The organism is Amycolatopsis sp. NPDC026612 (assembly GCF_040638285.1).
GTDB lineage: Bacteria > Actinomycetota > Actinomycetes > Mycobacteriales > Pseudonocardiaceae > Amycolatopsis.
In genome coordinates, this window is sequence record NZ_JBEZYB010000027.1 from 1 (window position 1) to 24,418 (window position 24,418).

Genomic DNA, 24,418 nt, shown 5'->3' on the forward strand with positions numbered 1-24,418 from the left:
CTCACCGTGGGCAGCGGCTTCGGCGGCTTCCAAAGCGCGATGGTCCTCACTCGGCCGAAGCGGGCGAGCGCATGAGCGTGATCACGGGCCTCGGCCGGTTCAGCCCACGTAGCGGCGGGCCTTCGACTCGCGCTGGGGGGCTTCCAGCAGGCGCAGTCCGTGTTCGACGAGCGGCGGGACCACCCGGCGCTCGGCGAGGACGGACGGCAGGCCGCGGACGACGTCGAGCAGGGCCGCCGCCGTGGCCGCGTCGCGGGGCGCCGTACGCAGGACGTCGCGGCCGCGACGGAAGACCGCGGACCAGGGGCGGCGCAGCAGGAGCGTCCACAGCGTGTTGCGGATGCCGAGACGGCGGCGGTGCCGCGGGTCGCGCAGCTTCGACGGCGCGTGGTGGATCACGACGTCCTCGGCCCAGCACATCCACCAGCCGCGCGCGGCCAGGTCGAGGGCGAACAGCTCCTCTTCGCCACCGAGCCACATCCGGGGCGAGAACCCGCCCACCTCCCGGAACGCGCTGACGCGGACCGTCGTCAGCCCGGCCATGATGCCGAGCAGCGCCGGGCCCGGCAGCCAGTCCGGACCGGGCACCGGGGACTCGCGCAGCTCCGGGGTGATCGGGTCCTCGGCCAGGCCGGGCTCGACCAGGCAGCGCCCGGTCACCGAGCCGAGCGCCGGAAACGCGTCCAGCAGGTCCGCCGCCCGGGTGAGCGCGCCGGGCTGCCAGGTCGTGTCGTCGTCGCAGAAGGCGACGTACGGCGTCGTCACCTCCTCGACGGCGACGTTGCGCGCCACCGCGCCGAGGTTCTCCGGCAGCCGGAACAGGCGGACGCCGGGGAATTCCCGGGCGACCATGTCGGCCGTGCCGTCCGCGGAGCCGTTGTCCGCGACGAAGACCGGCGCGGCGTCCGGCAGGGACGTCATGTGCGCCAGGGTTTCCCGCAGCTGCTCACGGCGGTTGCAGGTGATGATCACGACCGAGATTCGCGCCATTCGGCGGTCCTTTCCAGAGTCCGGGCCTGGTGTTCGACGTGGGCGGGCAGGACGCGCCGGGAGCTCAGCGCGCGCGGCAGCCGCGGCACCGCGCCGAGGACGGCGCCGGGCGCCCGCACCAGCGTCCGCGCCACCTCGCGGCGGCAGATGCGCGGCGGGCGGCGCAGCACGGCGATGAGCAGCCGGTTGCGCAGTTCGGCCCGGCGGCGCCACGACGACGGCGGCCGCGACCGGGACGGGTGGTGGTGGGCGCGCAGGCGCCCGACGTAGCAGACCTCCCAGCCGCACGCGGCCAGGTCGTAGGCGAGCAGTTGTTCCTCCGCACCGAAGTGCAGCAGCGGGCTGAAGCCGCCCACCTGCAGGTACGCCGTGCGACGCACGATCGCGGAACAGGCGAGGAAGCCGAGCACCAGCGGCCCGGGCGCACCCTCCGGGTGACCCAGCGGGCTGCGTTCCATTTCCGGCGTCACCGGATCGTCCCGGCATTCCGGGCCGACGAGGGTGCGCGCGGCGAGCAGGCCGGTCCGCGGGTGCTCGTCGAAGATCCGCTCGGCCTCGGCCAGCGCGTCCGGTGCCCACCACGAGTCGTCGTCGCTGAAGGCGACGTACGGCGTGTCGGCCACGATCACCCCGAGGGTGCGGGCGGCGGCGCCGAGGTTCTGCGGCAGGCGGATCACCCGCACGTTCGGGTGCCGTCCGGCGACCTCCGCGGTGTCATCGCCGGAAGCGTTGTCCAGCACCACGACCGGCGGCCGCGGGTCCAAAGAGGACAACTGACCGAGGGTGCGCGCGAGCTCGGCGGCTCGGTTGCGGGTGGCGATGACGACGGTCGTGCGCGCGGTCACGGCTGTCCCACCAGCTCGGCCACCACGGCGGCCAGGGAAGGCGGGTGCGCGGGCGGGGGCACGGGCGCCGGCCGGCACCACTTCAGGCGCTCGTCGAGCACCGCGGGGTCCCCGGCGTCCTCGGCGGCCACCACCGGCCAGCCCAGCGCCTTGCCCTGCGCGGTCACCTTCCCGCCGCCGGCCACCGGGTCGACCGCGAGCACCGGCACCCCGGCCTTGAGCCCCAGCACCAGCCCGTGCAGCCGGGTCGTCACCACGACGTCCATTTTGGACACCGCGGCGGTGAACTGGTCGGGGGTCGCGCACCGCTGCCAGTCCCGGTGCGCGAGCCGGGTGTCCAGCGGCACCCGGGCGCAGTCCAGGCCGGCGAGCCAGCCGGTCAGTGCTTCGTGGACGTCGTCGTGGCGCCCCGCGCTGCCGTATTCCGGCTGGCGGGGCGCCAGGATGACCCCGAGCACCGGCGTGGGCGAGACCGCGGCCCCCAGCGAGAGGTCGAGTTCCGCGGTGCCGCCGTCGTCGCGCGGGAGGACGCGGTGGAACCCCGTCACCGCCGGGTCTCCGGCATCCGGCACGGACACGCCGACCGCGATCCGGCAGCAGCCGGCGTACCGCTCGTGCAGGGCACGCACCTGCGGCCCGTGCAGCGGGCCGCAGGCGAACACCACGTGCGTGTAGTCCTCGGGCAGTGCGTCGGAGAGGTGGAGGGCGCCGGGGCGGAAGCCGGGGCTCCACGCCACCCGGTGGTCGATCCCCGCCTCCGTCAGCGCGGCGCCGGTCGCACGCAGGCTGAGGACGTCACCCGCCGTCGCTTCGCCGTGCAGAAAACTGGCCCAACCGGTGAGCAGAACTCGCATGGCCGGTCGCTTACCCGCTCCGCCCGTCCTTACACGGGTTTGCGCCCGCGGGGGCCGGGTAGCCGCCACGGCATGACGAATCCGGGAGTGACCAGGCGGTTCGAGCGTGCGGTGGTGACCGGGGGTGCCGGCTTCGTCGGCGCGCACCTGTGCGAACTGCTGCTCGAAGAGGACATCGAAGTGATCGCCGTCGACAACCTCGCGACGTCGTCGGCCGGCTCCCTCGCGGACCTGCGCCGCCACGAGCGGTTCCGGTTCGTGCGCCACGACGTCACCGAGCCGCTGCCGCCGAGCTGCCGGGCCGACGTCGTGTTCCACCTGGCTTCGGCCGCGTCGCCGCGCGACTACCTGGCCCTGCCGCTGGAAACGCTGCGCGCCGGTTCGCACGGCACCGAGAACGCGCTCGAGCTGGCCCGCCGTGAGGGCGCCCGGTTCGTGCTCGCCTCGACCAGCGAGGTCTACGGCGATCCGCTGGAACACCCCCAGCGGGAAGGGTATTGGGGCAACGTCAACCCCATCGGGCCGCGGAGCGTCTACGACGAAGCCAAGCGCTACGCCGAAGCACTGACGTCGGCCTACCGCCGCGAATGCGGCGTGGACACGGCGATCGCGCGGATCTTCAACACCTACGGCCCCGGGATGCGCGCCCACGACGGCCGGATGATCCCGGCGTTCCTCGACCAGGCCCTCAACGGGAAGCCGCTCACCGTCACCGGCACCGGCGAGCAGACGCGGTCCATCTGCTACGTCGAGGACACCGTCCGCGGCCTGCTCGCCCTGGCGCGGTCAGGCCACCCGGGACCGGTGAACATCGGCAACCCGGACGAATTGACGGTCCGTCAGGTGGCCGAACGCGTCAAGGAGATCACCGGGTCCGGCTCCCCCTTGGAGTACATCGACGCGGTGGTCGACGACCCGCGGCGCCGCTGCCCCGACATCTCCCTCGCCCGGGACGTCCTGGGGTGGGAACCGAAGGTCGATGCCGACGAAGGTCTCCGTCGCACTGCGGCGTGGTTCCGCCGGGCGCCGTCGCTCTGAGTAGCGACGCCCAGGGCTTTTGCCGTGGATCGTTTATCAACGACTTCACCGGGTAGCGCTATAGGCGAGAGCGGGCCGGACGAGTCCGCGCCGAAAACGCCAGAGGCAGGTCGATGCGCATACTCGGAATCAACGCCGTCTTCCACGACCCCGCCGCAGCGCTGGTCGTGGACGGGGAGATCGTGGCCGCGGCGGAGGAAGAACGCTTCAGCCGCCGCAAGCACGGCAAGCAGGCCGTGCCGTTCTCCACTTGGGAGCAGCCCGCCCAAGCCGCCGCTTGGTGCCTCGCGCAGGCGGGACTGTCCGCGAAGGACCTCGACGCCGTCGGGTACTCCTACGACCCCGCGCTGGTCGAACCGGGCCTGCCCGGGCACGACCCGAGCGGGGAGGAGCTGCGGACGGAATTCGCCCGGCGGGCCCCGCTGTTCCTGAAGTCCGCTTTGCCGGGACTCGACCCGGGGATCGTCAAGTTCGTCCGGCACCACGTGGCCCACGCCGCGTCGGCCGCGCTCGCCGCGCCGTTCGGCGACTGCGCCGTGCTCGTCGCCGACGGACGCGGCGAAAGCACTTCCTACCTGGCCGGTGAGTACCGCGACGGGCGGTTCAAGGAACTGGCGGCCCAGCGGCTCCCCCACTCGCTCGGCCTGCTCTACGAAGACCTCACCGAGCACCTCGGCTTCGCCCGCTCCAGTGACGAGTACAAGGTCATGGCGCTCGCCTCCTACGGCAAGCCGGAGTTCCTCGACGAACTCTGCGAACACGTCCACGTCACCGGCGACGGCGGGTTCCACGCCTCCGGCGTCGACCTGGCCGCGCTCGCCCCGCGGCGCGAAGCCGGGCAGGAACTGACCGCGCAGCACGCCGATCTCGCCGCCAGTGTCCAAAAGGTCCTCGAGGACATCCTGCTCGAGCTGGCGGACTGGCTGCACGAGGCCACCGGCCAGCGCGATCTGGCGATGGCGGGCGGCATCGCGCTCAACTGCGTCGCCAACACCCGGCTGCACGCCGAGGGTCCGTTCGACCGCATCTGGGTGCAGCCCGCCGCCGGGGACGCGGGCACCGCGCTCGGCGCCGCGCTGCAGCTGGCCGCCGAGGCCGGGGAGCGCCGCACGTCCATGGGGGACGCCGGCCTCGGTCGCGGGTGGACCGACGAAGAGCTCGAAGACATCCTGGTCAAGGCCAAGCTGCCCTACGAACGTCCCGACGACCTCGCCGAGACCGTCGCCGAAGCGCTGGCGAACGACGAGGTGATCGCCTGGTTCCAGGGCCGCGCCGAATTCGGCCCGCGGGCCCTCGGGCACCGGTCGCTGCTGGCCCACCCGGGCCGCAAGGAGAACCTGGAACGGCTCAACGACGTCAAGGGCCGCGAGCAGTTCCGCCCGGTGGCCCCGATGGTGCGGGCCGAGCGGGCGGCCGGGATCTTCACCCGCGGGCCGCTGCCCAGCCCCTACATGCTGTTCGTGCACGACGTCGCCGAAGACTGGCGCGACCGCATCCCGGCCGTCACCCACGTCGACGGCACCGCCCGCGTGCAGACCGTCGAAGCGCGGGAAAATCCGGTGCTGGCCCGGATGCTGGCCGCCTTCGAGCGCCGGACCGGCCTGCCGGTCGTGATCAACACCAGCCTCAACACCGCCGGCCGGCCGATGGTCGACTCGCCCCGCGACGCACTCGAGTGCTTCGGTTCGGCGCCGGTCGACCTGCTGGCGCTGGGCCCGTTCGTGCTTCGCCGTCCCCGATCCACCCGAACCGGCGCGGCGTCGCCGGAGGAGAAGGAGGTGCCGTGATGGAAGACCATCTCGCCGCGTTGGCCGAAGCCGCCACGCGAGCCCGCGAATCCGCCCCCAAGATAACCGCCTGGGGACGGCACCTCGCCGGCGTGTTCGAGGCCGGCGGCCGGCTGCTCGCCTGCGGCAACGGCGGCAGCGCCGCCGAGGCCCAGCACCTGACGGGCGAGCTCGTCGGCCGGTTCCGCCACGAACGGCGGCCGTTGTCGGCGATCGCGCTGCACGCGGACACGTCCGCGACCACGGCCATCGTGAACGACTACGGCGACCACGAGGTCTTCGCCCGTCAGGTCCACGCGCACGGGCGCCCCGGTGACGTCCTGGTCTGCCTGTCGACCAGCGGCGGCAGCCAGAACGTCGTCGCCGCCGCGAAGGCCGCGCACGAGCTGGGCGTGACGACGTGGGCGCTGACCGGGCCGGCCCCCAACCCCCTCGCCGCCCTGTGCGACGACGCGGTGACGGTCGAGGCGCCGACCGTCGCGACCGTGCAGGAGATGCACCTGGCCCTGGTGCACGGTTTGTGCGCGGCGCTCGACAACGCGCTCGGGGTGACCGCGTGAAGCCGCTGGTCGTCCTCGGCGACACGCTGCTGGACGTCGACGCCGAAGGCACCGCCGAGCGGCTGTGCCCGGAGGCACCGGTGCCGGTGGTCGACCTGACGGCCCGGCGCCGTCGCCCCGGCGGGGCCGGCCTGGCCGCGCTGCTGGCCGCGCGATCCGCGGCCGAGGTCGTCCTGGTCACCCCGCTCGGCGACGACGAAGGCGGCCACGCGCTCACCGGGCTGCTGGAACCGGACGTCACCGTGCTGCCGCTGCCGCTGCGCGGCACGACGGTGTGCAAGACCCGGGTCCGCGCGGGCGGGCAGTCGTTGCTGCGCCTGGATTCCGGCGACGGCACCGCGACCGCCGACCCGCTGCCGGCTCCCGTGCGCGAGGCGCTGGAGGACGCCGGCGCGATCCTCGTCGCCGACTACGGCCGCGGCCTGACGCGCAACCCGGACGTCCGGCACCTCCTGCGCGAACTGGCCGAGCGGATCCCGGTGGTCTGGGACCCGCACCCCCGCGGCGCCCAGCCGGTGCCCGGCACGAGGCTGGTCACCCCGAACCTCGCCGAGGCGCGCAAGGTGCTCGCGGGGCACGAGGAACCGGCCGAGCTGGCCAAGCTGCTGCGCGGCCACTGGCGCGCCGACGCGGTCGCGGTCACCGTCGGCGCCCGCGGTGCCGTGCTGGCCGACGGCCTCGGCGAAACGACCGTCCCGATCCCCGCGGCGGCGCGGACGCCCGGCCACACCGCCCCCGACACGTGCGGCGCGGGCGACCGGTTCGCCGCCGCGGCCACCGCGGCCCTGCTCGGCGGTGCGGACACGACCGAAGCCGTCGTGACGGCGGTCGAGGCGGCCGCCCGGTTCGTCGCGGCCGGCGGGGCGACCGCGCTGTCCACGAACGACGGCCCGGTCCCCGACCCGCAGCCGGCGACCGACGCCTTCGGCCTCGCCGAGCGGATCCGCGCGGGCGGCGGCCGCCTGATCGCCACCGGCGGCTGCTTCGACCTGCTGCACCCCGGCCACGTGAGTCTCCTGCGGCAGGCGCGTGCCCTCGGCGACGCGCTGGTGGTCTGCCTCAATTCCGACGCGTCGGTGCGGGCCCTCAAGGGTCCCGGCCGCCCGCTGGTGCGCGACCGCGACCGGGCCCGGCTGCTGACGGCTCTGTCCTTTGTGGATGCAGTGGCCGTCTTCGACGAACCGTCCCCCACCGCCGTCCTGAAAAAGCTGCGCCCGCACGTGTGGGTCAAGGGCGGCGACTACGCGGCCGCGGACCTACCCGAACGTGAAGTGGTCGAACGGCACGGCGGCGAAGTCGTGCTCGTCCCGACCGTGCCCGGCTACTCGACCTCCCGCCTGGTCGCCGCCGCGGCCAGTGCCTGACCCCTTTCGTCCGCGAAGGAGAGCGATGCGACCCCTCGGCAACGTCCTGATCACCGGTGGCGCCTCCGGCCTCGGCGCCGCCACCGTCGACGCCGTCCGCAAGGCGGGCGGCACCCCCTACGTCCTCGACCGCGTCCGCCCCGAGGACCCGGCCGAATACGTCGAAGCCGACCTGACCGACACCGCCGCCACCGAGGCCGCGGTGCGTGAACTCGCCGAACGCGCGGGCGGCCTGGACGGCGTCTTCACCGCCGCCGGCACCGACGCCTGCGGGCCGCTCGGCGAAGTGTCCACGGAGGACTGGGAGCGGGTCGTCAAGGTGAACCTGTTCGGCACGGCCGCGGTGATCCGCGCCGCGCTCCCGTATCTGGAACGTTCGCATGGCACGGTCGTCACGGTGGCGTCCACCCTGGGCATCAAGGCGGTGAGCGACGCGACCGCCTACTGCGCCTCGAAGTTCGGCGTCGTCGGCTTCACCCGGGCGCTCGCCGCAGAACTGGCCGGGCGCGTCGGCGTCACCCTGCTCATCCCCGGCGGGATGTGGACGCACTTCTTCGACGACCGGACCGACCAGTACAAGCCGCCGCCGGACGCGAAGCTCAACCAGCCCGAGCACGTCGCGAACACCGTGGTGTTCGCGCTCCAGCAACCGCCGGGCGCCGAAGTCCGCGAAATGGTCGTGTGCGCGTCCGAGGAGGGGTCGTGGCCGTGAGCTCCGCGGTCCTCGTGCTGCGCGCGCTCGGCGTCGGGGACCTGCTGACGGCGGTCCCCGCGTTGCGCGCCCTGCGCGCGGCGTACCCCGGCGAGCGGCTGGTGCTGGCCGGGCCGGAGAGCCTGCGGGACCTGGTGGAGCTGATCGACGCGGTCGACGAGCTGCTGCCGACACCCGGGCTCGGGGAACTCGCCTGGCCGGGGCCGCCGCCGCGGCTGGCCGTGAACCTGCACGGCAGCGGCCCGGAGAGCACCCACGACCTCCTCGCCACCGACCCCGCCGAGCTGCTGACCCACTCCCACCCCGACTTCCCCGACGTGCCCGGCCTCGCCTGGCGCGACGACCTGCACGAAGTCGACCGCTGGTGCCGGCTCGTCGAGTACGCCCACCTGGAGGCGGACCGCTCGGCGTTGCGGCTGCCCGTGCCGCCCGGTCCGAGCCCGGCCCCGGACGCCGTCGTGGTGCACCCCGGCGCGGCGTTCCCGGCCCGGCGCTGGCCGCCGGAGCGGTTCGCCACCGTGGTCCGGGCCCTCGCCGCGGCCGGGCACCGCGTCGCGCTCACCGGCAGCGCCGGCGAACGCGACCTGGCGCTTTCGATCGCCGAAGCGGCCGGGCTCGGCGACGACGCCGTGCTGGCCGGGCGCACCGGCCTGGCGGAACTGGCCGCGCTGGTGGCCGGCGCGGCGCTCGTCGTCTGCGGCGACACCGGCGTCGGGCACCTCGCCACGGCGTTCGGCACGCCGTCGGTGCTGCTGTTCGGCCCGACGCCGCCCCGCCTGTGGGGCCCGCCGCCGTCGGCCCGGCACCACGTCGTGCTGTGGGCCGGGAACGTCGGCGACCCACACGGCGACGAGCCCGACGGCGGATTGCTGCTGCTGGGCGAAGAACGCGTGCTCGCCGCGACGCGGGCGGCCCTCGAAATGCGGGTGGCCCATGGCTGAGCACATCGGGATCGTCGGCGCGGGCTACGTCGGCCTCACCAGTGCCGCCTGTTTCGCCCGGCTCGGGCACCGGGTCACCTGCGTGGACGCCGACGAGTCCAAAGTGGACGAGCTGAGCCGGGGCGTGGTGTCCATCGCCGAACCCGGCCTGGCCGAACTGGTCGGACAGGGCCTGGCCGACGGGACGCTGACCTTCACCACCGCCCAGGCCGAGCTGTACGGCGCCGGGATCGTCCTGCTCTGCCTGCCCACGCCGCCCGCCGAAGACGGGCGGCCGGACCTCGGCGTCCTCGAGCAGGTCGTGCCGCAGCTCGGCCGGCTGCTGCGCCCGGGCTGCGTGGTGGTCACCAAGTCGACCGTGCCGGTCGGCACCGCGGCGCGGCTGCCCCACCTGCTGGGCCGAGACGACCTGCCGGTCGTGGCCAACCCGGAGTTCCTCCGCGAAGGGCACGCCGTCGACGACTTCCTGCACCCGGACCGGGTGGTGGTCGGCACCGACCCGGCGGGATCGACGGCGGCGCACCGGGTCGCGCGGCTGTACGAGCCGACCGGCGCCCCGGTCGTGGCGACCGATTCGGCCAGCGCCGAACTCGCGAAGTACGCGAGCAACGCCTTCCTCGCGGTGAAACTGTCCTACGTGAACGTCCTCGCCGAACTGTGCGAGCGGTTCGGCGCGGACGTCCGCGAGGTCTCCCGGACGATGGGCCTCGACGCGCGGATCGGGCCCGAGTTCCTCGCCCCCGGCCCCGGCTGGGGCGGTTCGTGCCTGCCGAAGGACACCTCGGCCCTGCTGCACGCGGCCGAGTCGGCGGGCGTCGACTTCGCCATCCTGCGCGACGCGGTGCGCGTCAACGCGCGGCAGCGCGCCCGGGTGGTGCGGGCCGTGCGGCAGGCGGTGACCGGTTCGGCGGCCGGATCGCTGGCAGGCGCCCGCCTCGGGCTGCTGGGCCTGGCGTTCAAGGCGGGCACCGGCGACCTGCGCGATTCGCCGGCGCTCGCGGTGGCCGCGGACCTCGCCCGCGCCGGAGCGGAGCTCACCGCGCACGACCCGGCCGTCGGGTGCGTGCCCGGGATGAACGCGGTCCAGGTCGTCGACGACCCGTACCTGGTGGCCAAGGACGCCGCGGCGCTGGTCGTGCTGACCGAATGGCCGGAGTTCCGGGACCTCGACTGGACTCGCCTGGCGGCCTCGGCCGACCGGGCGGTCGTCGTCGACACCCGCAACCTGCTCGATCCCGACGCCCTCGCCGAGGCCGGGTTCGCCCACATCGGCGTCGGCACCCATCCCAGGAGGCTGTCATGACCCTGCGCGTCCTCGCGCTGACCTGCACGCTCAAGCCGTCACCCGCGAAGTCGAGCAGCGACCTCATCGCGCGGCAGCTGCTCGACCTCTTCGCCGAACACGGCGCCACCGGCGAGCTGGTCCGGGTGGTCGACCACGACGTCCGCCCGGGCGTCGAGGCCGACATGGGCGACGGCGACGCGTGGCCGGGCATCCGGCGGAAGATCGCCGACGCCGACGTCCTGCTGATCGCCACCCCGACGTGGGTCGGCCACATGTCGAGCGTCGCGCAGCGGGTCCTGGAACGCCTCGACGCGGAACTTTCCGAAACGGACGACGAAGGCCGTCCGGCGATGTTCGGCAAGGTCGCGGTGGCCGCGGTCGTCGGCAACGAGGACGGCGCCCACAAGATCATCGCGGACCTGTTCCAGGCGCTGAACGACATCGGCTTCACGGTGCCCGCGCAGGGCGCCACCTACTGGAACGGCGAAGCCATGCAGGGCGGCGACTACCAGGACCTCGACGAGACGCCGGAGGCCGTGGCCGCGACGAACGCGACCCTGGTCCGCAACGCCGTCCACCTCGCGAACGTGCTGCGCGAGCACCAGTATCCGGCCAGCTGATTAGTCTATTCGAGTGACGTCACTGGACCGGACGAGTGTGGCCCACGACACGTGGGTAACAGGTCGGCACCTTCGATCCTCGTCAGGGGGCTCCACATGCCGAACCGAGTCATGATCAGCCGTGACAGCAAGCCGATCCCCTGCGAGGAATGCGGCCTGCCCGCCTTGCACGTCGCCCGGCTGGTGTCCGGCGACGGCACCCTGCTGGGCCAGACGATGGTGTGCACCGCCTGCCGGCGGCACCGATCGGAAGCCGACGTGGTCGCGGTCCAGTAACCCCCGCGCACCTTCGGGAAGGCCCCCTCGGCGACGGTCCCCTCCCTCGAGGTGGCCTTCCCGAAGTTCAGCGTTCTTCCAGCTGCTCCACCAGCAGCCGCGCGGGCAGCGTCAGCGTGCCCAGGCCGAGCCGGGCCGGCACGCCGTCCTCCTCCGCCGTCATCAGCCGGTCCTCCAGCTTTTCCAGCAGCGCCCGGCATTCGTGCAGGTCGACGGGCTCCCCCGGCACCGCCACCGCCTGCACGGCCCCGGCCAGGTGGTGCATCAGGTCCGCCAGCGCATCCCGCGCGTCCGACCAGGGGTATTCGAAGGGGTGCTCCCGGCGGCCCGCCGTCGTGCGCACGGCGGCGATCAGCTGCGACACCGCGGGCCACAGCCCGATGAGCGTCCGCAGGGGCCGCTCGTGGCGCGCCCCGGCCGCCGGCCGGCCGCGGCGGAGGTTCAGCAGCCGCCCTTCCCGCGTCAGCCCGACCGCTTCTTCCGCCTCTTGCACCTGGCTCCGCGCGTCGTGCTCCTGGGACAGCAGGCCGTCGAGGTCGGCGGGCGGCTCGTCCCGGCGGATCAGATCGGAAAGCGACTCCAGCAGGCCGGCCAGCACCTTCGCCAGCCGGCCGGCCGCCGCGGCCAGGCGTTCGCCGTACAACGGCGGGAAGATCAGCGTGTTGACCGCGACGCCGATCGCCGCACCCAGCGCCGTCTCCAGCAGGCGGTCACCGAGCAGCACCGGCTCGCGGGCGGTGCCGTAGGAGATCACCAGCATCCCGGTGACGCCGACCCAGACCCCCGACTCGCCGAACCGCCGCCAGCTGCCCGCCAGCAGGCCCACGAAGACGACGGTGGCCAGCGCGACCGCCTGCCAGGGGATCAGCTGGCCCGCCACCGCGGCGAGGACCACGCCGCTCGCCACCGAGCCGACCTGCTGGACCCAGCCCCGCAGCGACCGGTAGACCGTCGCTTCCACCAGGAAAACGGCGGCGTAGGGGGCGAGGAACGGCTGCGGCAGCCGCAGCACCAGGGTGGCCAGCAACCACGCCGCGGTCGCGGCGAAGGTGGCTTTGGCGGTCTGGACGAGAATCCGCCGCTCCCGGCCCGGCACCCGCACGGCGCGGGCGCACCAGCCGATCGGGCTCCGGTCGTGCCGGTACGGGTCTTCCGGCGGGCTGTCGCCGGCGCCCTGCCGCACCGCGCGAGCCAACCGGCCCACCACGGTCCCGTCCGGCCGGGCCGCACTCCGTGGGGAGCGCGGCTGATCCGGCCCCCTTCCGTCGAGGCCGGGCGCGCGGGGTCTGCCGTCCCGTTCCGTCATGCGGGCGGGGCGATGTGCACGAGCTTCGTCTGGGTCAGCTCGTCGAGGAGCTCGGGTCCGTAGCCGTACCCGTTGCCGCTGCGGCCGCGCGGGTGGGCGGCGCCGCCCGGTGCTCCGCCGAACACGTTGTTGACCTTGACCGTGCCGGCGGGCAGCTCGCGCCACGCTCGCTGGGCGTGCGCCATCGACGCCGTCAGCACCGTCGCCGCCAGCCCGTAGTCGCCCTTCGCGGCTTCGGCCAGCCCCTCGTCGAAGTTCGCCACGACCCGGACGGGCGCGACCGGGCCGAAGGTCTCTTCGGTCATCACCCGCAGCTCCGGCGTGCAGCCGGTGAGGACCGTGGCCGGGTAGTGCGCGCCGGGACCGTCCGGCACCGCTCCGCCGGTCAGCAGCCGGGCACCCCGGGAGAGCGCGTCCGCCACGTGCGAGTGCACGTGGTCACGGTGGCGCCGGTCCACGAGCGGAGCCAGCGTCCGCGTTTCCGCCTCCTTCACCAGCGCCGCGAGGAACGGCTCGGCGACGGCTTCGCACACGTAGATCCGTTCGACCGCCACGCAGATCTGCCCCGAGTTGGCGAACGCACCCAGTGCCGCCTGGCCGGCCGCCCACACCGGGTCGACGTCCTCGTCGACTACCAGCGGATCGTTGCCACCGTTCTCCAGCAAGGTCTTCGCCCCGGTCGCGGCCGCGCTCGCGGCGATCGAGCGGCCGGTCGCGGTGCTGCCGACGTGGGCGATGACGTCGACGTCAGCACGCATCGCGAGGATCGCGCCGACCCCGCCGTCGCCCTGGAGGGTCTGCAGCACGCCGTCCGGGAAGATCCCGCCGAGCACCTCGCCGAGCAGGCGGCCGGTGTGCGGCGCGCGCTCGCTCGGCTTGTGCACCACGGTGTTCCCGGTGGCCAGGGCCGCACCGAGGAGCCCGCAGGCCACCGCGACCGGGTCGTTCCACGGCGTGAGCGCCACGACGACGCCGTGCGGTTCGGGCACCATGAGGTCCGTCGCGCCCACGTCGCCGAGCAGGCTGCGGCCGCGGTGGACCGGGCCGAGTTCGGCGTACTGCGCCAAGGTGCCCGCGCCGGCGAGCACGCCGCCACGGGCTTCGTCCCGGGGCTTCCCGGTCTCCGCTTCGTTCACCTTCGCCAGCTCGTCGGCCCGGGCCCGCAGCCGCTCGGCGGCGGTGTGCAGCAGCGCCCCGCGTTCGGCGGCCGGGGTCCGCGCCCACTGCGTCCGGGTCCGGCGGGCCAGCGCGAGCGCGGCGTCGATCTCGGCTTCGCCCGCGGTCGGCACCCGGCCCACCACGCTGCCGTCGGCCGGGTTCCGGATTTCGATCGTCCCCGCGGTCATCCGCACTCCTTGTCGTCGTCCGCCGTCGTCAGCTGGCCGGTTACCCGGGTACGGGGACTTCGACACGCCGTTTGATCGCCCCCGTCCCGGGTATCCCGGGCCCGTGACGCTCGACTACACCGTGGTGATTCCCACGACGGGCCGGGAGACGCTTCGGCCATTGCTGGCGACCCTGCTCGGCGGCCCGGACCCGCGACCGGCGGAAATCCTCGTCGTCGACGACCGCCCGGGCGGGGCCGATCTCGACGTTCCGGACGGCGTCCGCGTGCTGCGTTCCGGCGGACGCGGCCCGGCGGCGGCGCGGAACCTCGGCTGGCGCACCGCGAAGAGCGAGTGGATCGCGTTCGTCGACGACGACGTCGTACTCGCCCCCGACTGGCCGCGGCAGCTCGAAACCGACCTCGGCTCGCTGCCGCCGGAGGTGGCCGCCTCCCAGGGCCGGATCACCGTGCCGCTGCCCGCGGACCGGCGGCCCACCGACGACGAGCGCGGCACCGCGGGGCTCGAGCACGCCCGGTGGATCACCGCGGACATGGCCTACCGCCGCAGCGCGCTCGTCGAAGCGGGCGGCTTCGACGAACGGTTCCCGCGCGCGTTCCGCGAAGACTCCGACCTCGCGTTGCGCGTCGCCGAAGCGGGGCACCGGATCGACCAGGGTGAGCGGCTGACCACGCACCCGGCCCGCCGGGCCGGGTTCTTCTACAGCTTGAAAGCCCAGCGCGGCAACGCCGACAACGCACTGATGCGGGCGAAGCACGGCGTGCTCTGGCGGCAGCGCACCGGCGCCGGGCCCGGCAGGCTCGGCAGGCACGCACTGTCCACTGTGGCCGGTCTGGCCGCGCTCGCACTGCCGGTGGTGCGGCAGCGCGGGAAGGCGCTGCTCGCCGCCGGGGTGTGGGCCGGGCTGACGGCGGAATTCGCCACCCGGCGGATCCTCCCCGGCCCGCGGACGCCCGGCGAAGTGGCGCGCATGGTCGTCACCAGTGCCCTGATCCCGCCCGCCGCGTGCTACCACCGGCTGCGCGGGGAGATCGCCGCCCGGCGGCCCCGGCCCCCGGTCGCGGTGCTGTTCGACCGGGACGACACGCTGATCGTCGACGTCCCGTACCTGAACGACCCGGACGGCGTCCGCCCTGTCCCCGGGGCCGTCGAACTGGTGCGGGACCTGCGCGACCGCGGAATTCCGGTCGGCGTGGTGAGCAACCAGTCCGGTGTCGCGAAAGGACTGATCACCCCGGAGCAGCTCGACGCGGTGAACGCCCGCGTCAAGGAACTCTTCGGCCCGTTCGGCACCTGGCAGGTCTGCGTCCACGACGACGGCGACGGCTGCGCGTGCCGCAAACCCGCCCCCGGCATGGTGCTGCGGGCCGCCGGCGAGCTCGGCGTCGATCCCGCGTCCTGTGTGGTCATCGGCGACACCGGCGCCGACGTGGACGCGGCACTCGCCGCCGGGGCCCGTGCGGTGCTGGTGCCGACGGCCCGGACGCTCGAACCCGAGATCGCCCGTGCCCGCCGGCACGCCGCCGTCGCCCGCGACCTGTCCGAGGCGCTGCGCCTCGCCGGGGTCACCGGATGACCCGGGTGCTCGTCGCCCGCCAGGACAACCTGGGGGACGTCCTGCTCGCCGGGCCCTGCGTCCGCGCCGTCGCCGCGTCCGGTGCCCACGTGACGCTGCTGACGGGACCGCACGGCCGCGCCGCCGGCGAACTGCTGCCCGGCGTGGCCGACCTGCTCACGTGGACGGCGCCGTGGATCGACCCCGAGCCGCCGTCCGTCACGGCCGAGGACACCGGGGCCTTCGTCTCGCTGATCCGTTCGCGGTCGTTCGACCGGGCCCTGATCCTGACGTCGTTCCACCAGTCCCCGTTGCCGCTGGCCCTGCTGCTGCGCCAAGCCGGGGTGCCGTGGATCGGCGCGATCTCCGAGGACTACCCGGGCAGCCTGCTCGACCTGCGCCACCGCGTCGACGGCGATCCGCCGGAACCGGTCCGCATGCTGTCGCTCGCCGAAGCGGCCGGGTTCTCGCTGCCGTCCGACGACCACGGCGCGCTGGCCCTGCGGCGTCCGTTGCCGCCCATCAGCAGGCTGACCGGCGGCGGGGCGTACGTCGTGGTGCACCCCGCGGCGTCGGTGCCCGCCCGCCAGCCGTCGGCGGCCTGGAGCCGCGAGACGGTGCGGGCGCTGGCCGCCGACGGGCACCGGGTGCTCGTGACGGGCGCGCCGTCGGAGCGGGCGCTGACCCAGGAGGTGGCCGGGACGTCGGCGGTGAACCTGGGCGGCCGGACGTCCCTGGCGGAGCTGGCCTCGGTGCTGTCCGGGGCCCAGGTCGTGGTGGCACCCAACACGGGCCCCGCCCACCTGGCCGCGGCGGCGGGCACCCCGGTGGTGTCGCTGTTCGCCCCGGTGGTGCCGGCCGAGCGGTGGGCGCCCTACGGCGTCCCCACGATCGTGCTCGGCGACCAGCAGGCTCCCTGCCGCGCCAGCCGCGCCCGCGTCTGCCCCGTGCCGGGCCACCCCTGCCTCGACACGATCGACCCCGCCGACGTCTGCCGCGCGGTGACCGCCCTCGCCCAGCCCGGCGCAGTGGTACCGGAGGCCGTCGCGATGACTTCGCCGCGTTAGGCCCGGGCGGCAGCCGCCCGGGCCTAGGCGCGGTCAGCCGCCGATCTCCTTGCTCACGCCGCTCGGTCCCTCGTAGGTCCGGTCGGGCAAGCCACGCACGACGTCGAGCGTGTCCGAGTCGGCGCCGTTCTTTTCGGCCGCCTGCACCAGGTCGTCCCGCTTCGCCGGGTAGTCGACGCCGGACAGGTACTTCTGCAGTTCGATCGGGTTCGGCTTGCTCACGGGAGCTCTCCTTCCGTTCGGGGAACCGCGCGGTTACCCCGTCCGCCCGCGCCCACACGCTCGCCGGGTTTAGTCCTCGGCAGGGGTGGTAGCCGACCGGGAACGAAAGGAGACGCCCGTGTCGCTTCCGGCGCCCTTGCCCGCAGAAGCCGCTTCGCCGCGACGCGCCATCGTCACCGGCGCCGACTCCGGCATCGGCCGTGCGGTCGTGGCCGCGCTCGCCGGTGGCGGCCTGGACGTCGGTATCACCTACCACTCGGACGCCGACGGCGCGGAGGAAACCGCCGCCGAGGCCCGTTCGCACGGCGTCGCCGCGTACGTCCGGCGGCTCGACCTGACCGAGCTGCCGGCCGCCGCCGACGTCGTCGACGCGTTCGCCGAAGACCTCGGCGGCCTCGACGTCCTGGTCAACTGCTCCGGTACCGGCAGCAGCGAACGCGTGACCGACCTCAGCTTCGAGAAGTGGCGCCAGGTCCTGGACGTCGACCTCGACGGGGTCTTCCTGCTCTCGCAGCGCGCGGCGCGGCACATGATCGACGCCGGCCGCGGCGGCCGGATCATCACCATCACCAGCGTCCACGAGCACGTGCCCCGCGTCGGGGCGGCGCCCTACTGCGCCGCGAAGGCCGGGGCGGGCGCGTTGACCCAGGTGCTCGCCCTGGAACTGGCCGAACACGCCATCACCGTGAACTCCGTGGCACCCGGCGAAATCTCGACGCCGATGACCGGACAGACCGACGCCGACCCGCGCGAGCAGGACCGGCCCGGCATCCCGCTCGGCCGCCCCGGTCACGCGGCCGAGGTGGCGGCCGCGGTCGCGTTCCTGGCGACCCCGGCGGCCGGCTACATCACCGGCACGTCGCTCGTCGTCGACGGCGGCCTGCTGCTGATGGGTGCCCAGCACGGGACCGCCTCCCGCGGTCACGACTGGCGCTCCCCATGAGACCAGGGGCCCGCGTCCCGGCTGCAGGGACCGGCGCGGGCCCCGGCCGCAGGCCGGGCGGCGGCCGAAAAGCCGCCGTCCGGCCCGTTCCCCTCCCCCGTTTCCGTTGCGCTACCCCGGGTATCCGGGCGCAACCGACGAAGGAGACACCATGACGTCCGCCGAGACCGCCCCCCGCACCGGGCCGAACTGGCTGCGCCCGGTCGTCGCCGTACTGGGGCTGCTCTACCTCGCACTCGGCATCGCCGGGTTCCTGACCCCGGAAACCGCGGCGGTCGGGCACGAAACGAGCCGGGCCGTGTGGATCTTCAGTGCGACGCCGCTGCTCAACATCGTCCACACGGGAGCCGGGGTGCTCGGGCTGCTGGCCGCGACCCGGCGCCCCGGCGCGATCATCTACTGCTGGGTGTTGTTCGTGGGCTTCACCGCGATGACGGCCTACGGGATCCTGGCGACCGCGTTCGGCAACCCGGAGGACCCGGTCAACCTGAACTGGGCGGACAACTGGCTGCACGGGCTGACCGCGGTCGCCGGGCTGGTGCTCGGCATCGTCGCCGCCCGGTCGGCCACGCGGGCCGCCGCCCGGACGCGGTGACCCGGCCGTTTCGGCGGATCGTCACCGGGTAGCCGGGAAACACCGCGTCAAGGAGGTTCCCCATGCACCGCGAAAGCGACCGGCATCCGCCCCGCGAAGAGGACGACGCGCCGAAGACCGAGCGGCGCGACCCCGAACTCCCGGCCGACGACGAAGCCGACGTCCCGCCGTTGGGCGGCGGCGCATGACCCCGAGCGAAGCGGCGCCGGGTCGCCCCACCGTCGTCGTGCACCACCGGCTGCACGCGGACTTCGCCGTCCCGTTCCGGTGGCTGCGGCGGGTCCTGGGTCCGCGCAGCGGCCTGGAACTGGACACCGGCGGCCTGCGCGTCCGGTTCGGGCCGTGGGTGGTCGAGACCCCGCTCCACAATCTCGCCGGCGGGGAAGCCACCGGCCCGTACCGCGCCCTGCGGGTCTTCGGCGTCCGGGTTTCGCTCGCCGACGGCGGGCTGACCTTCGGCACCACGACGCGAGGGGGCGTGTGCCTCCGGTTCCGGGAACCCGTCCGGGGCCTCGACCCGTGGGGACTGGTCCGCCATCCCGGGCTGACGGTGACCGTCGCCGAGCCGGAACTGGTCACCGAAGCCGTCAACCGGATCGTGGCGGGCTCGTGACCGCGGCGCGCATCCTGGCCGTGGCGGTCGACTGCCGCCGGCCGGACCTGCTCGCGGAGTTCTGGGCAGAGGCGCTCGGCAACGGGAAGACCCGGACGTGGACCGACTCGCACGGCCTCACCTACCGGCAGGTCGAGTTCGCCGACGGGCCCGCGCTGCTGTTCCAGCCGGTCCCCGAAGAAAAGGCCGTCAAGAACCGGCTGCACCTCGATCTCGCCCCGGTGGGCAGGGACCAGCGCGCCGAGGTGGAACGGCTGGTGATGCTGGGGGCGAAGGTCCTCGACGACCCGGACGACGACCCGTGGATCGTGCTCGCCGACCCGGAAGGCAACGAGTTCTGCGTGCTGCCGCCGCGGTGACCGGCTCAGCCTCGGCCGACGGGATCGCCGGCGTAAGCGGCCAGGCGTTCGTCGAACCCGTCCTCGGCGCCGGGTCTGCGGAAGTCCGGCGGATCCGGCCGGCCGGGGTATTCCTCGCCGTAGAGGCCGGTCACGAAGGCCACGACGGCTTCGGGTGGGGGCAGGACGTCCTGGCCGAGGTAGGCGAGCACGACGAGTTCGTCGCCGGCCGCCGACTCGACGGCCGCGGCCCAGCCGTCCCGTTCGTCCCACAGCAGGGCGGTCTCGTGGTCCGGGAACCGGGCGAGCCGCCGCTCCAACGCCAGGTACGCCCCGGCGGGGACGTCCACCTCGCAGAACCAGGCGGGCGCGTCCAGTTCGGCCGCGACGGCCAGCAGGTACTGCCGCAGCCCGCGCGCCGCCGCGCCGAGCCCGTCCCGTTCGCTCATCCCGCTCCCGCCCGTCCGGTCGGTGCCCCCGTCGGGTGATACCCCATCACCCAGCCGGTCAACCCGGTCCGCCCCGGGTGGCGCAGCACGTCACCAGCTGTCCTCTGTGGATCTCCGAGGGTCACGGAGCGAGCAGGGCCAGCACCTCTTCGTCGTCCGTTTGGCGGAAATCGGCGTACCACTGGCCGACGGCGCGAAAACCCGGCGGTTCGGCGACGCAGACGACGTCGTCGGCTTCCTGCCGCACCCGCGCCGCCGCGCCCGGGGCGGCGACCGGCACGGCGAAGACGAGCGTCCGCGGGCGCGCCGAGCGGAGCGCGCGCAGGGCGGCCGTCGCGGTGACACCGGTCGCCAGCCCGTCGTCGACGAGGATGACGTCGCGGCCGGTGATGCCGGCCGGCTCGCGGCCCGCGCGGTAGCGCTCGAGCCGGCGGCGCGCCTCCGCCCGCTCGCGGGCTTCGGCCCGGGCCATCCGCGCGGCCGTCAGCTCGAGCGCGCGCAGGACGGCCGGGTCGTAGATCGCCGGCCCGTCCGGGGTGACCGCGCCGACGCCGTACTCCCGGCGGCCCGGTGCGCCGATCTTGCGCGCGACCGCGACGTCCAGCTCGGCGCCGAGCCGGCGCGCGACGACGGCGGCCACCGGCATCCCGCCACGGGCCAGCCCGAGCACGAGCGGGTCGGTCCAGGTGCGGCGCCGCAGTTCGCCCGCGAGCCGACGGCCGCCGTCCTCCCGGTCGGCGAAGAAGATCCGCGGCCGATCCGGCCACCCGGACATCACCGCGGCCGGACACGACCGGGCATCACGGGCGCCACTCGTCGCGCCAATCGGGATGGGCCTGGTACACGGACGCGATCAGCTTGACGGACGCGTCGTCGTGGGCGTCGCGGATCTCGCGACGCAGGAATTCGACCTTTTCGGCGAACGGCACCGGGTGCCGGTCCTCCATCGCCTCGACCGGCCCGCCGGCGAGCAACAGCCCGTCGCCGTCGTCGGCGTACATGATCCGCAGCCACCCGCGCCGTTCGGCCTCGTCGATCAGCGGCAGTTCACCCGCCCGGACGCGCTCTTCGTCCTCCGCGAGCCGGGCGAGCACGAATTCGTCGAGCTTCGCGGTCGTGGTGTCGTCGAGATTCGTCATGGCCCGGGGGTACCCGCCAGGCCACGGCCGCACACACGCTCACGCGTTCGCGCGGGCGAGCCGCCTGGCCACCGCGAACCCGGTACCGAGCAGCACGGCACCGCCGGTGATCCACGGCCACAGCGGCATCGAGCCGTCGCCGGCCGGGCCCGCCGTCAGCGCGGCGACCGGCACCGCCGTTCCCGGGCCCGCGACGGTGAGCCGGAACGGGATGGCACCGGAGACCGGGTGCCCGTCGGCGGAAGTGACCCGGTAGCGGATCGTGTAGCCGCCGGCCGGCCCGAAGGGCCGCAGCGGCGCGGAGACCCGGGCGTCCACAACGGACGCCGGACCGGCTTCCCAGTGCGACGTGCCGTCGGGGCCCAGCACGGCGAGCTCGGTGAACCGGTTCTCCACGGGTTCGTTGAACTCGAGCGCCACCTCGGCCGGCGCCACGGCGACCGCCGCGTCCCCGGCAGGCGAACTGGACACCAGGACGCTGTGCGCGTCCGCCGCGGGCGCACCGAGCAGGACCGCGCACCCGGCGGCCGCCAGCACCGCGGCGATGCGGACAACGAGGTTTTCGCGGGCAGGGCGAAGCAAACGGGAAGACATGATTTCCTCGCGTTCAACGGAAATGCGCGGACCGGACGTGAATACCGGGAACCGTAACGACCACCGGCGCGCGGGCAACGGTGAGCCGTGAAACAGGTTTGTTAAGCACTTCTCACCGTCGCAGCCGGCCGACGCACCGGAACCGGGCAAATCCGGCGGCTGCTCCGACCGTTCGCCGCCCGAATCACCCGAACAGCCGAGCGGACGAGGCGTTCGGGTCAGGAACTCACGGCAGCGCGCCGTCCGCGGACCCTCCGACTTTACGCGGAGTTCATGTGAGGATCACGCCGCGAAACCTGCCGGCTGGTTACCTGCTCCCCACATCCCCTTCTCCCCCATTCCGGTGACCGCGCATTTCCGGCGGGTCCCCGCACCGGATTCCCCGTTCTTGGAGGACGAAACCGTGCCAGGTTCCGCACCACGCCGTGACCACGTGATCGCCGCGAGCCTGGCCGGCGCGGTCGTGATCGTCGTCGGCTACGCGTCGGGCATCGGCCTGCGCCCGGGCGCCGCCGCCGAACCGGCCACGCTCCCCCCGGTCGCGGACGGCGGACACCAGGCCACCCCGCAAACCCCCGGCGCCCAACCGATTCCGCCGGGACTGCCCCCGGCGGGCGTCCCGGCGTCCCCCCTGCCCGCGGTCCCGGTCGGCGACCAGCCGGTCGCCGCCATTCCGTCGATACCGTCGATGCCCCCGATGCCCGGGGGCGGTGCCGTCGACCCGGCTCCGGCCCCGGAACCCGGACCCCCGCCGTCATCGCCACCGCCGCCGACGACCCCGCCGCTTCCCCCACCGGGGACCGACGTGCCCGCGTGCCAGGCCGGGGTGCCCCAGCAGGTCCTCGACACCGTCGGCGGGCTGCCGCTGCTCGGCGCCGTCACCACCGGCCTCGGGGTGACCGGCCCGGACGGCGTCGGTGCGCTGGTCCTCGGCTACTGCCGCACGGCCGACGGCGGTCTGGAACCCGCGATGGTCGCCGCCGGCGCCGTCGGCGTCCCGGCCGCCACCGTCGCGAGTGGACGGTGAGCCGTGGAACCCGTCAAGTCGTGGTACGTGATCGCGCGCAGTGTCGACTACGCCGGCCTGACCCTGTTCGCGGGCGGCCTGCTGTTCCTGGCCGTGCTCTGGCCCGCGGGTGCCGGTCACCGCGGCGCCCGGTCGGTGCTGGTGACCGGCTGGGTCCTCGGCCTGCTCGGCACGCTCGCGGGACTGGGCCTGCAGGCGGCGTGGGCCGCGCAACGCCCGGCCGGCGACTTCCTGGCCTGGGACCTGCTCAGCCAGGCGCTGGACAGCCAGTTCGGGCGGATCTGGTTCGCCAGGGCACTCCTGTGGCTGCTCGGCGGCGTCGTGCTGGCCTGGCTGCTGCAACGCGGCCGCGCCGCCGCGACCGCGTTGCCCTGGCGCGTCGGGGCCGGCGCGATCCTGCTCGGGCTGCTCCGCACGACCGGCCTCACCGGCCACGCGGTCGAGAGCACCCGGCCGTGGCTGACGCAGATCGCGGACTTCGCGCACCTGGCGGGGGCCTCCGCGTGGATCGGCGGCCTGGCCGTGCTGCTGTTCGGCGTCCTGGCCCGCCGTGATCCCGGCGAGCTCGCCACGGTGATCCCCCGGTACTCGAAGCTGGCGATGACGTCGGTCGCCGTGGTGGTCGCCGCGGGCACGGTGCTCGCGTGGCAGACCATCGGCAGCTTCGGCCGCGTGTTCAGCACGGCCTACGGACAAACCCTGCTGATCAAGCTGGCCGTCCTCGCCGTCGTCCTGCTGGCTGCCCAGGCCAGCCGCAGCTGGGTGGGCCGGCGCCTCGACTTCGCCGTCGTCCTGCGCGGGGACGCCGGCACCGTCCGCCCGTTCGTCTATTCCGTCGCCGCCGAGACCACGCTCGTGCTCGTGGTCCTCCTCGCGGCGAGCTTCCTCGTCACGGCCAGCCCCGGTCGTTGATCGCGCAGTACCCGAAAGGAGTCCCTCGATGGACAACCCCACCCCCGCCGCCCCGGACCAGCCGGAGGTGGTGCGGCGACGGCGGAACTGGCCGATCGCCGTGGCGATCGTCGCACTGGCGATGGCCTTGTTCAGCCTCGCCACGCTTCGCGGCGGGCAGACCGAGCAGGCCGCCCCGAGCCAGGCCGCGAACGTCGACCTCGCCGCACTGGCCCAACAGGGTCCGCTCGCGGTCCCGCTGTACCAGGGACTCGCGCAGGAGCAGGCCGGCGGCGCAGCGGCGCCCGCCGCGGCACCGTCGGCGAAGTCCGTCGAAGCGATGGGCTACAAGTTCTCCCCGGCCGATCTCACGATCAACGTCGGGGACACGGTGACGTGGACCAACCACGACACCGCGCCGCACAACATCGTGATCACCGACGGGCCGGAGAAGTTCACTTCGCCGAACCTGCAGACCGGCCAGACGTTCAGCCACACCTTCACCCTGGCGGGCAAGTACTCGTACTACTGCTCGATCCACCCGGACATGAAGGCCACGGTCACCGTCACCGGGACGGCACCGACGACGGCGCCGACTTCGGCCCCGACCTCGGCGCCGACCTCGGCGCCGACGTCCGCGCCGACCTCGGCGCCGAGCCACTCGATGCCGATGCCGTCCACCCCCGCCGGCGGCGGCTCCTGCGTCCCGAAGGCGGTCCTGCAGCCGATCCTCGACCACATCAAGAGCGCGCACCTGGAGACCTCACCGGGTCAGCAGGTGCAGGACATCCTCAACCTGGACCAGTACATCAAGACCCACACGGTGTGGCTGGAAACCGTGCTCGCCCCGGCGTTCGACGGCTCGGCGAGCCAGGTCGTCACCGACACGCTCGCCCCGATCATCGCGCACATCAAGAGTGCGCACCTGGAGACGTCGCTGGGCCAGCAGGTGACCGACCTGCTGAACCTCGACCAGTACATCAAGACGCACACGGTGTGGCTCGAAAACGTGCTCACGCCGTTGCTGAACCAGGCGAGCTGCTGACCCTCGCCCGTCCCGC

29 protein-coding genes are annotated in these 24,418 nt (G+C 74.2%); 19 read left to right on the forward strand and 10 right to left on the reverse strand.

From position 1 onward, the window contains the following. Positions 1 to 99 precede the first annotated feature (99 nt). The 3 genes from AB0F15_RS23780 to AB0F15_RS23790 are packed head-to-tail and all read right to left on the reverse strand — an operon-like array spanning position 100 to position 2,689. Positions 100 to 990 (reverse strand): glycosyltransferase, encoded by an 891-nt coding sequence (locus tag AB0F15_RS23780; protein ID WP_360274079.1) that lies wholly within the window; start codon positions 988 to 990, stop codon positions 100 to 102. Beyond that, the gene (locus AB0F15_RS23785; RefSeq protein ID WP_360274081.1) at positions 969 to 1,835 is read right to left on the reverse strand and encodes a glycosyltransferase; all 867 of its coding nucleotides are present in this window, start codon (positions 1,833 to 1,835) and stop codon (positions 969 to 971) included. Before AB0F15_RS23785 ends, AB0F15_RS23780 begins: the two co-directional genes overlap by 22 nt. After that, on the reverse strand, positions 1,832 to 2,689 hold the full coding sequence (locus tag AB0F15_RS23790; protein WP_360274084.1) for a polysaccharide pyruvyl transferase family protein: 858 nt from the start codon (positions 2,687 to 2,689) through the stop codon (positions 1,832 to 1,834). The genes AB0F15_RS23785 and AB0F15_RS23790 overlap by 4 nt, the downstream gene beginning before the upstream one ends. Positions 2,690 to 2,761: 72 nt before the next feature. Between AB0F15_RS23790 and AB0F15_RS23795 the strand changes: the two genes are divergently transcribed. The 9 genes from AB0F15_RS23795 (at position 2,762) to AB0F15_RS23835 (ending at position 11,272) form a co-directional block, all read left to right on the forward strand. Continuing rightward, positions 2,762 to 3,727, forward strand: a complete 966-nt coding sequence (locus AB0F15_RS23795) for a UDP-glucuronic acid decarboxylase family protein (RefSeq protein WP_360274086.1) — start codon at positions 2,762 to 2,764, stop codon at positions 3,725 to 3,727. Positions 3,728 to 3,840: 113 nt separating this feature from the next. After that, positions 3,841 to 5,514 carry a carbamoyltransferase C-terminal domain-containing protein gene (locus AB0F15_RS23800; RefSeq protein ID WP_360274089.1) on the forward strand — a complete coding sequence of 558 codons (1,674 nt, stop codon included), beginning with the start codon at positions 3,841 to 3,843 and terminating at the stop codon, positions 5,512 to 5,514. Continuing rightward, positions 5,514 to 6,074, forward strand: coding sequence for an SIS domain-containing protein (locus tag AB0F15_RS23805; RefSeq protein WP_360274365.1), 561 nt, complete (start codon positions 5,514 to 5,516; stop codon positions 6,072 to 6,074). The genes AB0F15_RS23800 and AB0F15_RS23805 overlap by 1 nt, the downstream gene beginning before the upstream one ends. Further along, positions 6,071 to 7,438, forward strand: coding sequence for a PfkB family carbohydrate kinase (locus AB0F15_RS23810; protein WP_360274092.1), 1,368 nt, complete (start codon positions 6,071 to 6,073; stop codon positions 7,436 to 7,438). The genes AB0F15_RS23805 and AB0F15_RS23810 overlap by 4 nt, the downstream gene beginning before the upstream one ends. 25 nt (positions 7,439 to 7,463) lie before the next feature. Then, positions 7,464 to 8,150, forward strand: a complete 687-nt coding sequence (locus tag AB0F15_RS23815; RefSeq protein WP_360274095.1) for an SDR family oxidoreductase — start codon at positions 7,464 to 7,466, stop codon at positions 8,148 to 8,150. Beyond that, a complete protein-coding gene (locus tag AB0F15_RS23820) occupies positions 8,141 to 9,091 on the forward strand; it encodes a glycosyltransferase family 9 protein (RefSeq protein WP_360274098.1) in 951 nt (316 codons plus the stop codon). Before AB0F15_RS23815 ends, AB0F15_RS23820 begins: the two co-directional genes overlap by 10 nt. Continuing rightward, positions 9,084 to 10,394, forward strand: coding sequence for a UDP-glucose/GDP-mannose dehydrogenase family protein (locus AB0F15_RS23825; protein WP_360274100.1), 1,311 nt, complete (start codon positions 9,084 to 9,086; stop codon positions 10,392 to 10,394). Before AB0F15_RS23820 ends, AB0F15_RS23825 begins: the two co-directional genes overlap by 8 nt. Further along, positions 10,391 to 10,996, forward strand: a complete 606-nt coding sequence (locus AB0F15_RS23830) for an NAD(P)H-dependent oxidoreductase (protein WP_360274103.1) — start codon at positions 10,391 to 10,393, stop codon at positions 10,994 to 10,996. Before AB0F15_RS23825 ends, AB0F15_RS23830 begins: the two co-directional genes overlap by 4 nt. A gap of 96 nt (positions 10,997 to 11,092) precedes the next feature. Next, entirely contained in the window at positions 11,093 to 11,272 is a 180-nt protein-coding gene (locus tag AB0F15_RS23835) for a hypothetical protein (protein WP_360274106.1), read from the forward strand. Positions 11,273 to 11,339: 67 nt separating this feature from the next. Here AB0F15_RS23835 and AB0F15_RS23840 read toward each other — a convergent pair whose 3' ends face one another. Together AB0F15_RS23840 and AB0F15_RS23845 are read right to left on the reverse strand one after the other, a co-directional pair. Beyond that, entirely contained in the window at positions 11,340 to 12,467 is a 1,128-nt protein-coding gene (locus AB0F15_RS23840) for an aromatic acid exporter family protein (RefSeq protein ID WP_360274108.1), read from the reverse strand. Between the two features lie 107 nt (positions 12,468 to 12,574). Next, positions 12,575 to 13,924, reverse strand: coding sequence for an aldehyde dehydrogenase family protein (locus AB0F15_RS23845; protein ID WP_360274111.1), 1,350 nt, complete (start codon positions 13,922 to 13,924; stop codon positions 12,575 to 12,577). 103 nt (positions 13,925 to 14,027) lie between these two features. Here AB0F15_RS23845 and AB0F15_RS23850 point away from each other — a divergent pair, with 103 nt between their 5' ends. Further along, the gene (locus tag AB0F15_RS23850) at positions 14,028 to 15,500 is read left to right on the forward strand and encodes an HAD-IIIA family hydrolase (RefSeq protein ID WP_360274114.1); all 1,473 of its coding nucleotides are present in this window, start codon (positions 14,028 to 14,030) and stop codon (positions 15,498 to 15,500) included. Beyond that, positions 15,497 to 16,546 carry a glycosyltransferase family 9 protein gene (locus AB0F15_RS23855; RefSeq protein ID WP_360274117.1) on the forward strand — a complete coding sequence of 350 codons (1,050 nt, stop codon included), beginning with the start codon at positions 15,497 to 15,499 and terminating at the stop codon, positions 16,544 to 16,546. The genes AB0F15_RS23850 and AB0F15_RS23855 overlap by 4 nt, the downstream gene beginning before the upstream one ends. A 33-nt stretch (positions 16,547 to 16,579) precedes the next feature. Here AB0F15_RS23855 and AB0F15_RS23860 read toward each other — a convergent pair whose 3' ends face one another. Then, the gene (locus tag AB0F15_RS23860) at positions 16,580 to 16,768 is read right to left on the reverse strand and encodes a DUF2795 domain-containing protein (protein WP_360274120.1); all 189 of its coding nucleotides are present in this window, start codon (positions 16,766 to 16,768) and stop codon (positions 16,580 to 16,582) included. Positions 16,769 to 16,886: 118 nt separating this feature from the next. On the opposite strand from AB0F15_RS23860, the gene AB0F15_RS23865 reads away from it, so the two are divergent. The 5 genes from AB0F15_RS23865 to AB0F15_RS23885 all read left to right on the forward strand — a co-directional run bounded on the left by AB0F15_RS23865 (position 16,887) and on the right by AB0F15_RS23885 (position 19,278). Continuing rightward, complete coding sequence (locus tag AB0F15_RS23865) at positions 16,887 to 17,711, forward strand: SDR family oxidoreductase (protein ID WP_360274122.1); 825 nt, start codon at positions 16,887 to 16,889, stop codon at positions 17,709 to 17,711. A 151-nt stretch (positions 17,712 to 17,862) separates the two neighbouring features. After that, complete coding sequence (locus AB0F15_RS23870) at positions 17,863 to 18,306, forward strand: DUF4383 domain-containing protein (RefSeq protein ID WP_360274125.1); 444 nt, start codon at positions 17,863 to 17,865, stop codon at positions 18,304 to 18,306. A gap of 62 nt (positions 18,307 to 18,368) precedes the next feature. Beyond that, positions 18,369 to 18,494, forward strand: coding sequence for a hypothetical protein (locus AB0F15_RS23875; protein WP_360274128.1), 126 nt, complete (start codon positions 18,369 to 18,371; stop codon positions 18,492 to 18,494). Continuing rightward, on the forward strand, positions 18,491 to 18,919 hold the full coding sequence (locus tag AB0F15_RS23880; RefSeq protein ID WP_360274131.1) for a hypothetical protein: 429 nt from the start codon (positions 18,491 to 18,493) through the stop codon (positions 18,917 to 18,919). The genes AB0F15_RS23875 and AB0F15_RS23880 overlap by 4 nt, the downstream gene beginning before the upstream one ends. Next, positions 18,916 to 19,278 carry a VOC family protein gene (locus tag AB0F15_RS23885; protein ID WP_360274133.1) on the forward strand — a complete coding sequence of 121 codons (363 nt, stop codon included), beginning with the start codon at positions 18,916 to 18,918 and terminating at the stop codon, positions 19,276 to 19,278. The genes AB0F15_RS23880 and AB0F15_RS23885 overlap by 4 nt, the downstream gene beginning before the upstream one ends. A gap of 5 nt (positions 19,279 to 19,283) precedes the next feature. On the opposite strand, the gene AB0F15_RS23890 is transcribed toward AB0F15_RS23885, so the two are convergent. The 4 genes from AB0F15_RS23890 to AB0F15_RS23905 all read right to left on the reverse strand — a co-directional run bounded on the left by AB0F15_RS23890 (position 19,284) and on the right by AB0F15_RS23905 (position 21,439). After that, positions 19,284 to 19,706, reverse strand: a complete 423-nt coding sequence (locus AB0F15_RS23890) for a DUF6292 family protein (RefSeq protein ID WP_360274136.1) — start codon at positions 19,704 to 19,706, stop codon at positions 19,284 to 19,286. A 121-nt stretch (positions 19,707 to 19,827) separates the two neighbouring features. Beyond that, positions 19,828 to 20,481, reverse strand: coding sequence for a phosphoribosyltransferase family protein (locus AB0F15_RS23895; protein ID WP_360274139.1), 654 nt, complete (start codon positions 20,479 to 20,481; stop codon positions 19,828 to 19,830). Between the two features lie 25 nt (positions 20,482 to 20,506). Next, the gene (locus AB0F15_RS23900) at positions 20,507 to 20,845 is read right to left on the reverse strand and encodes a hypothetical protein (protein WP_360274142.1); all 339 of its coding nucleotides are present in this window, start codon (positions 20,843 to 20,845) and stop codon (positions 20,507 to 20,509) included. 39 nt (positions 20,846 to 20,884) lie between these two features. Next, a complete protein-coding gene (locus AB0F15_RS23905; RefSeq protein ID WP_360274144.1) occupies positions 20,885 to 21,439 on the reverse strand; it encodes a copper resistance CopC family protein in 555 nt (184 codons plus the stop codon). A 403-nt stretch (positions 21,440 to 21,842) separates the two neighbouring features. On the opposite strand from AB0F15_RS23905, the gene AB0F15_RS23910 reads away from it, so the two are divergent. The 3 genes from AB0F15_RS23910 to AB0F15_RS23920 are packed head-to-tail and all read left to right on the forward strand — an operon-like array spanning position 21,843 to position 24,402. After that, positions 21,843 to 22,466 carry a hypothetical protein gene (locus AB0F15_RS23910; protein ID WP_360274147.1) on the forward strand — a complete coding sequence of 208 codons (624 nt, stop codon included), beginning with the start codon at positions 21,843 to 21,845 and terminating at the stop codon, positions 22,464 to 22,466. A gap of 3 nt (positions 22,467 to 22,469) precedes the next feature. Continuing rightward, a complete protein-coding gene (locus tag AB0F15_RS23915) occupies positions 22,470 to 23,378 on the forward strand; it encodes a CopD family protein (RefSeq protein WP_360274150.1) in 909 nt (302 codons plus the stop codon). 28 nt (positions 23,379 to 23,406) lie between these two features. Further along, positions 23,407 to 24,402 (forward strand): cupredoxin family copper-binding protein, encoded by a 996-nt coding sequence (locus AB0F15_RS23920; protein WP_360274152.1) that lies wholly within the window; start codon positions 23,407 to 23,409, stop codon positions 24,400 to 24,402. The last annotated feature ends 16 nt before the right edge of the window (positions 24,403 to 24,418 follow it).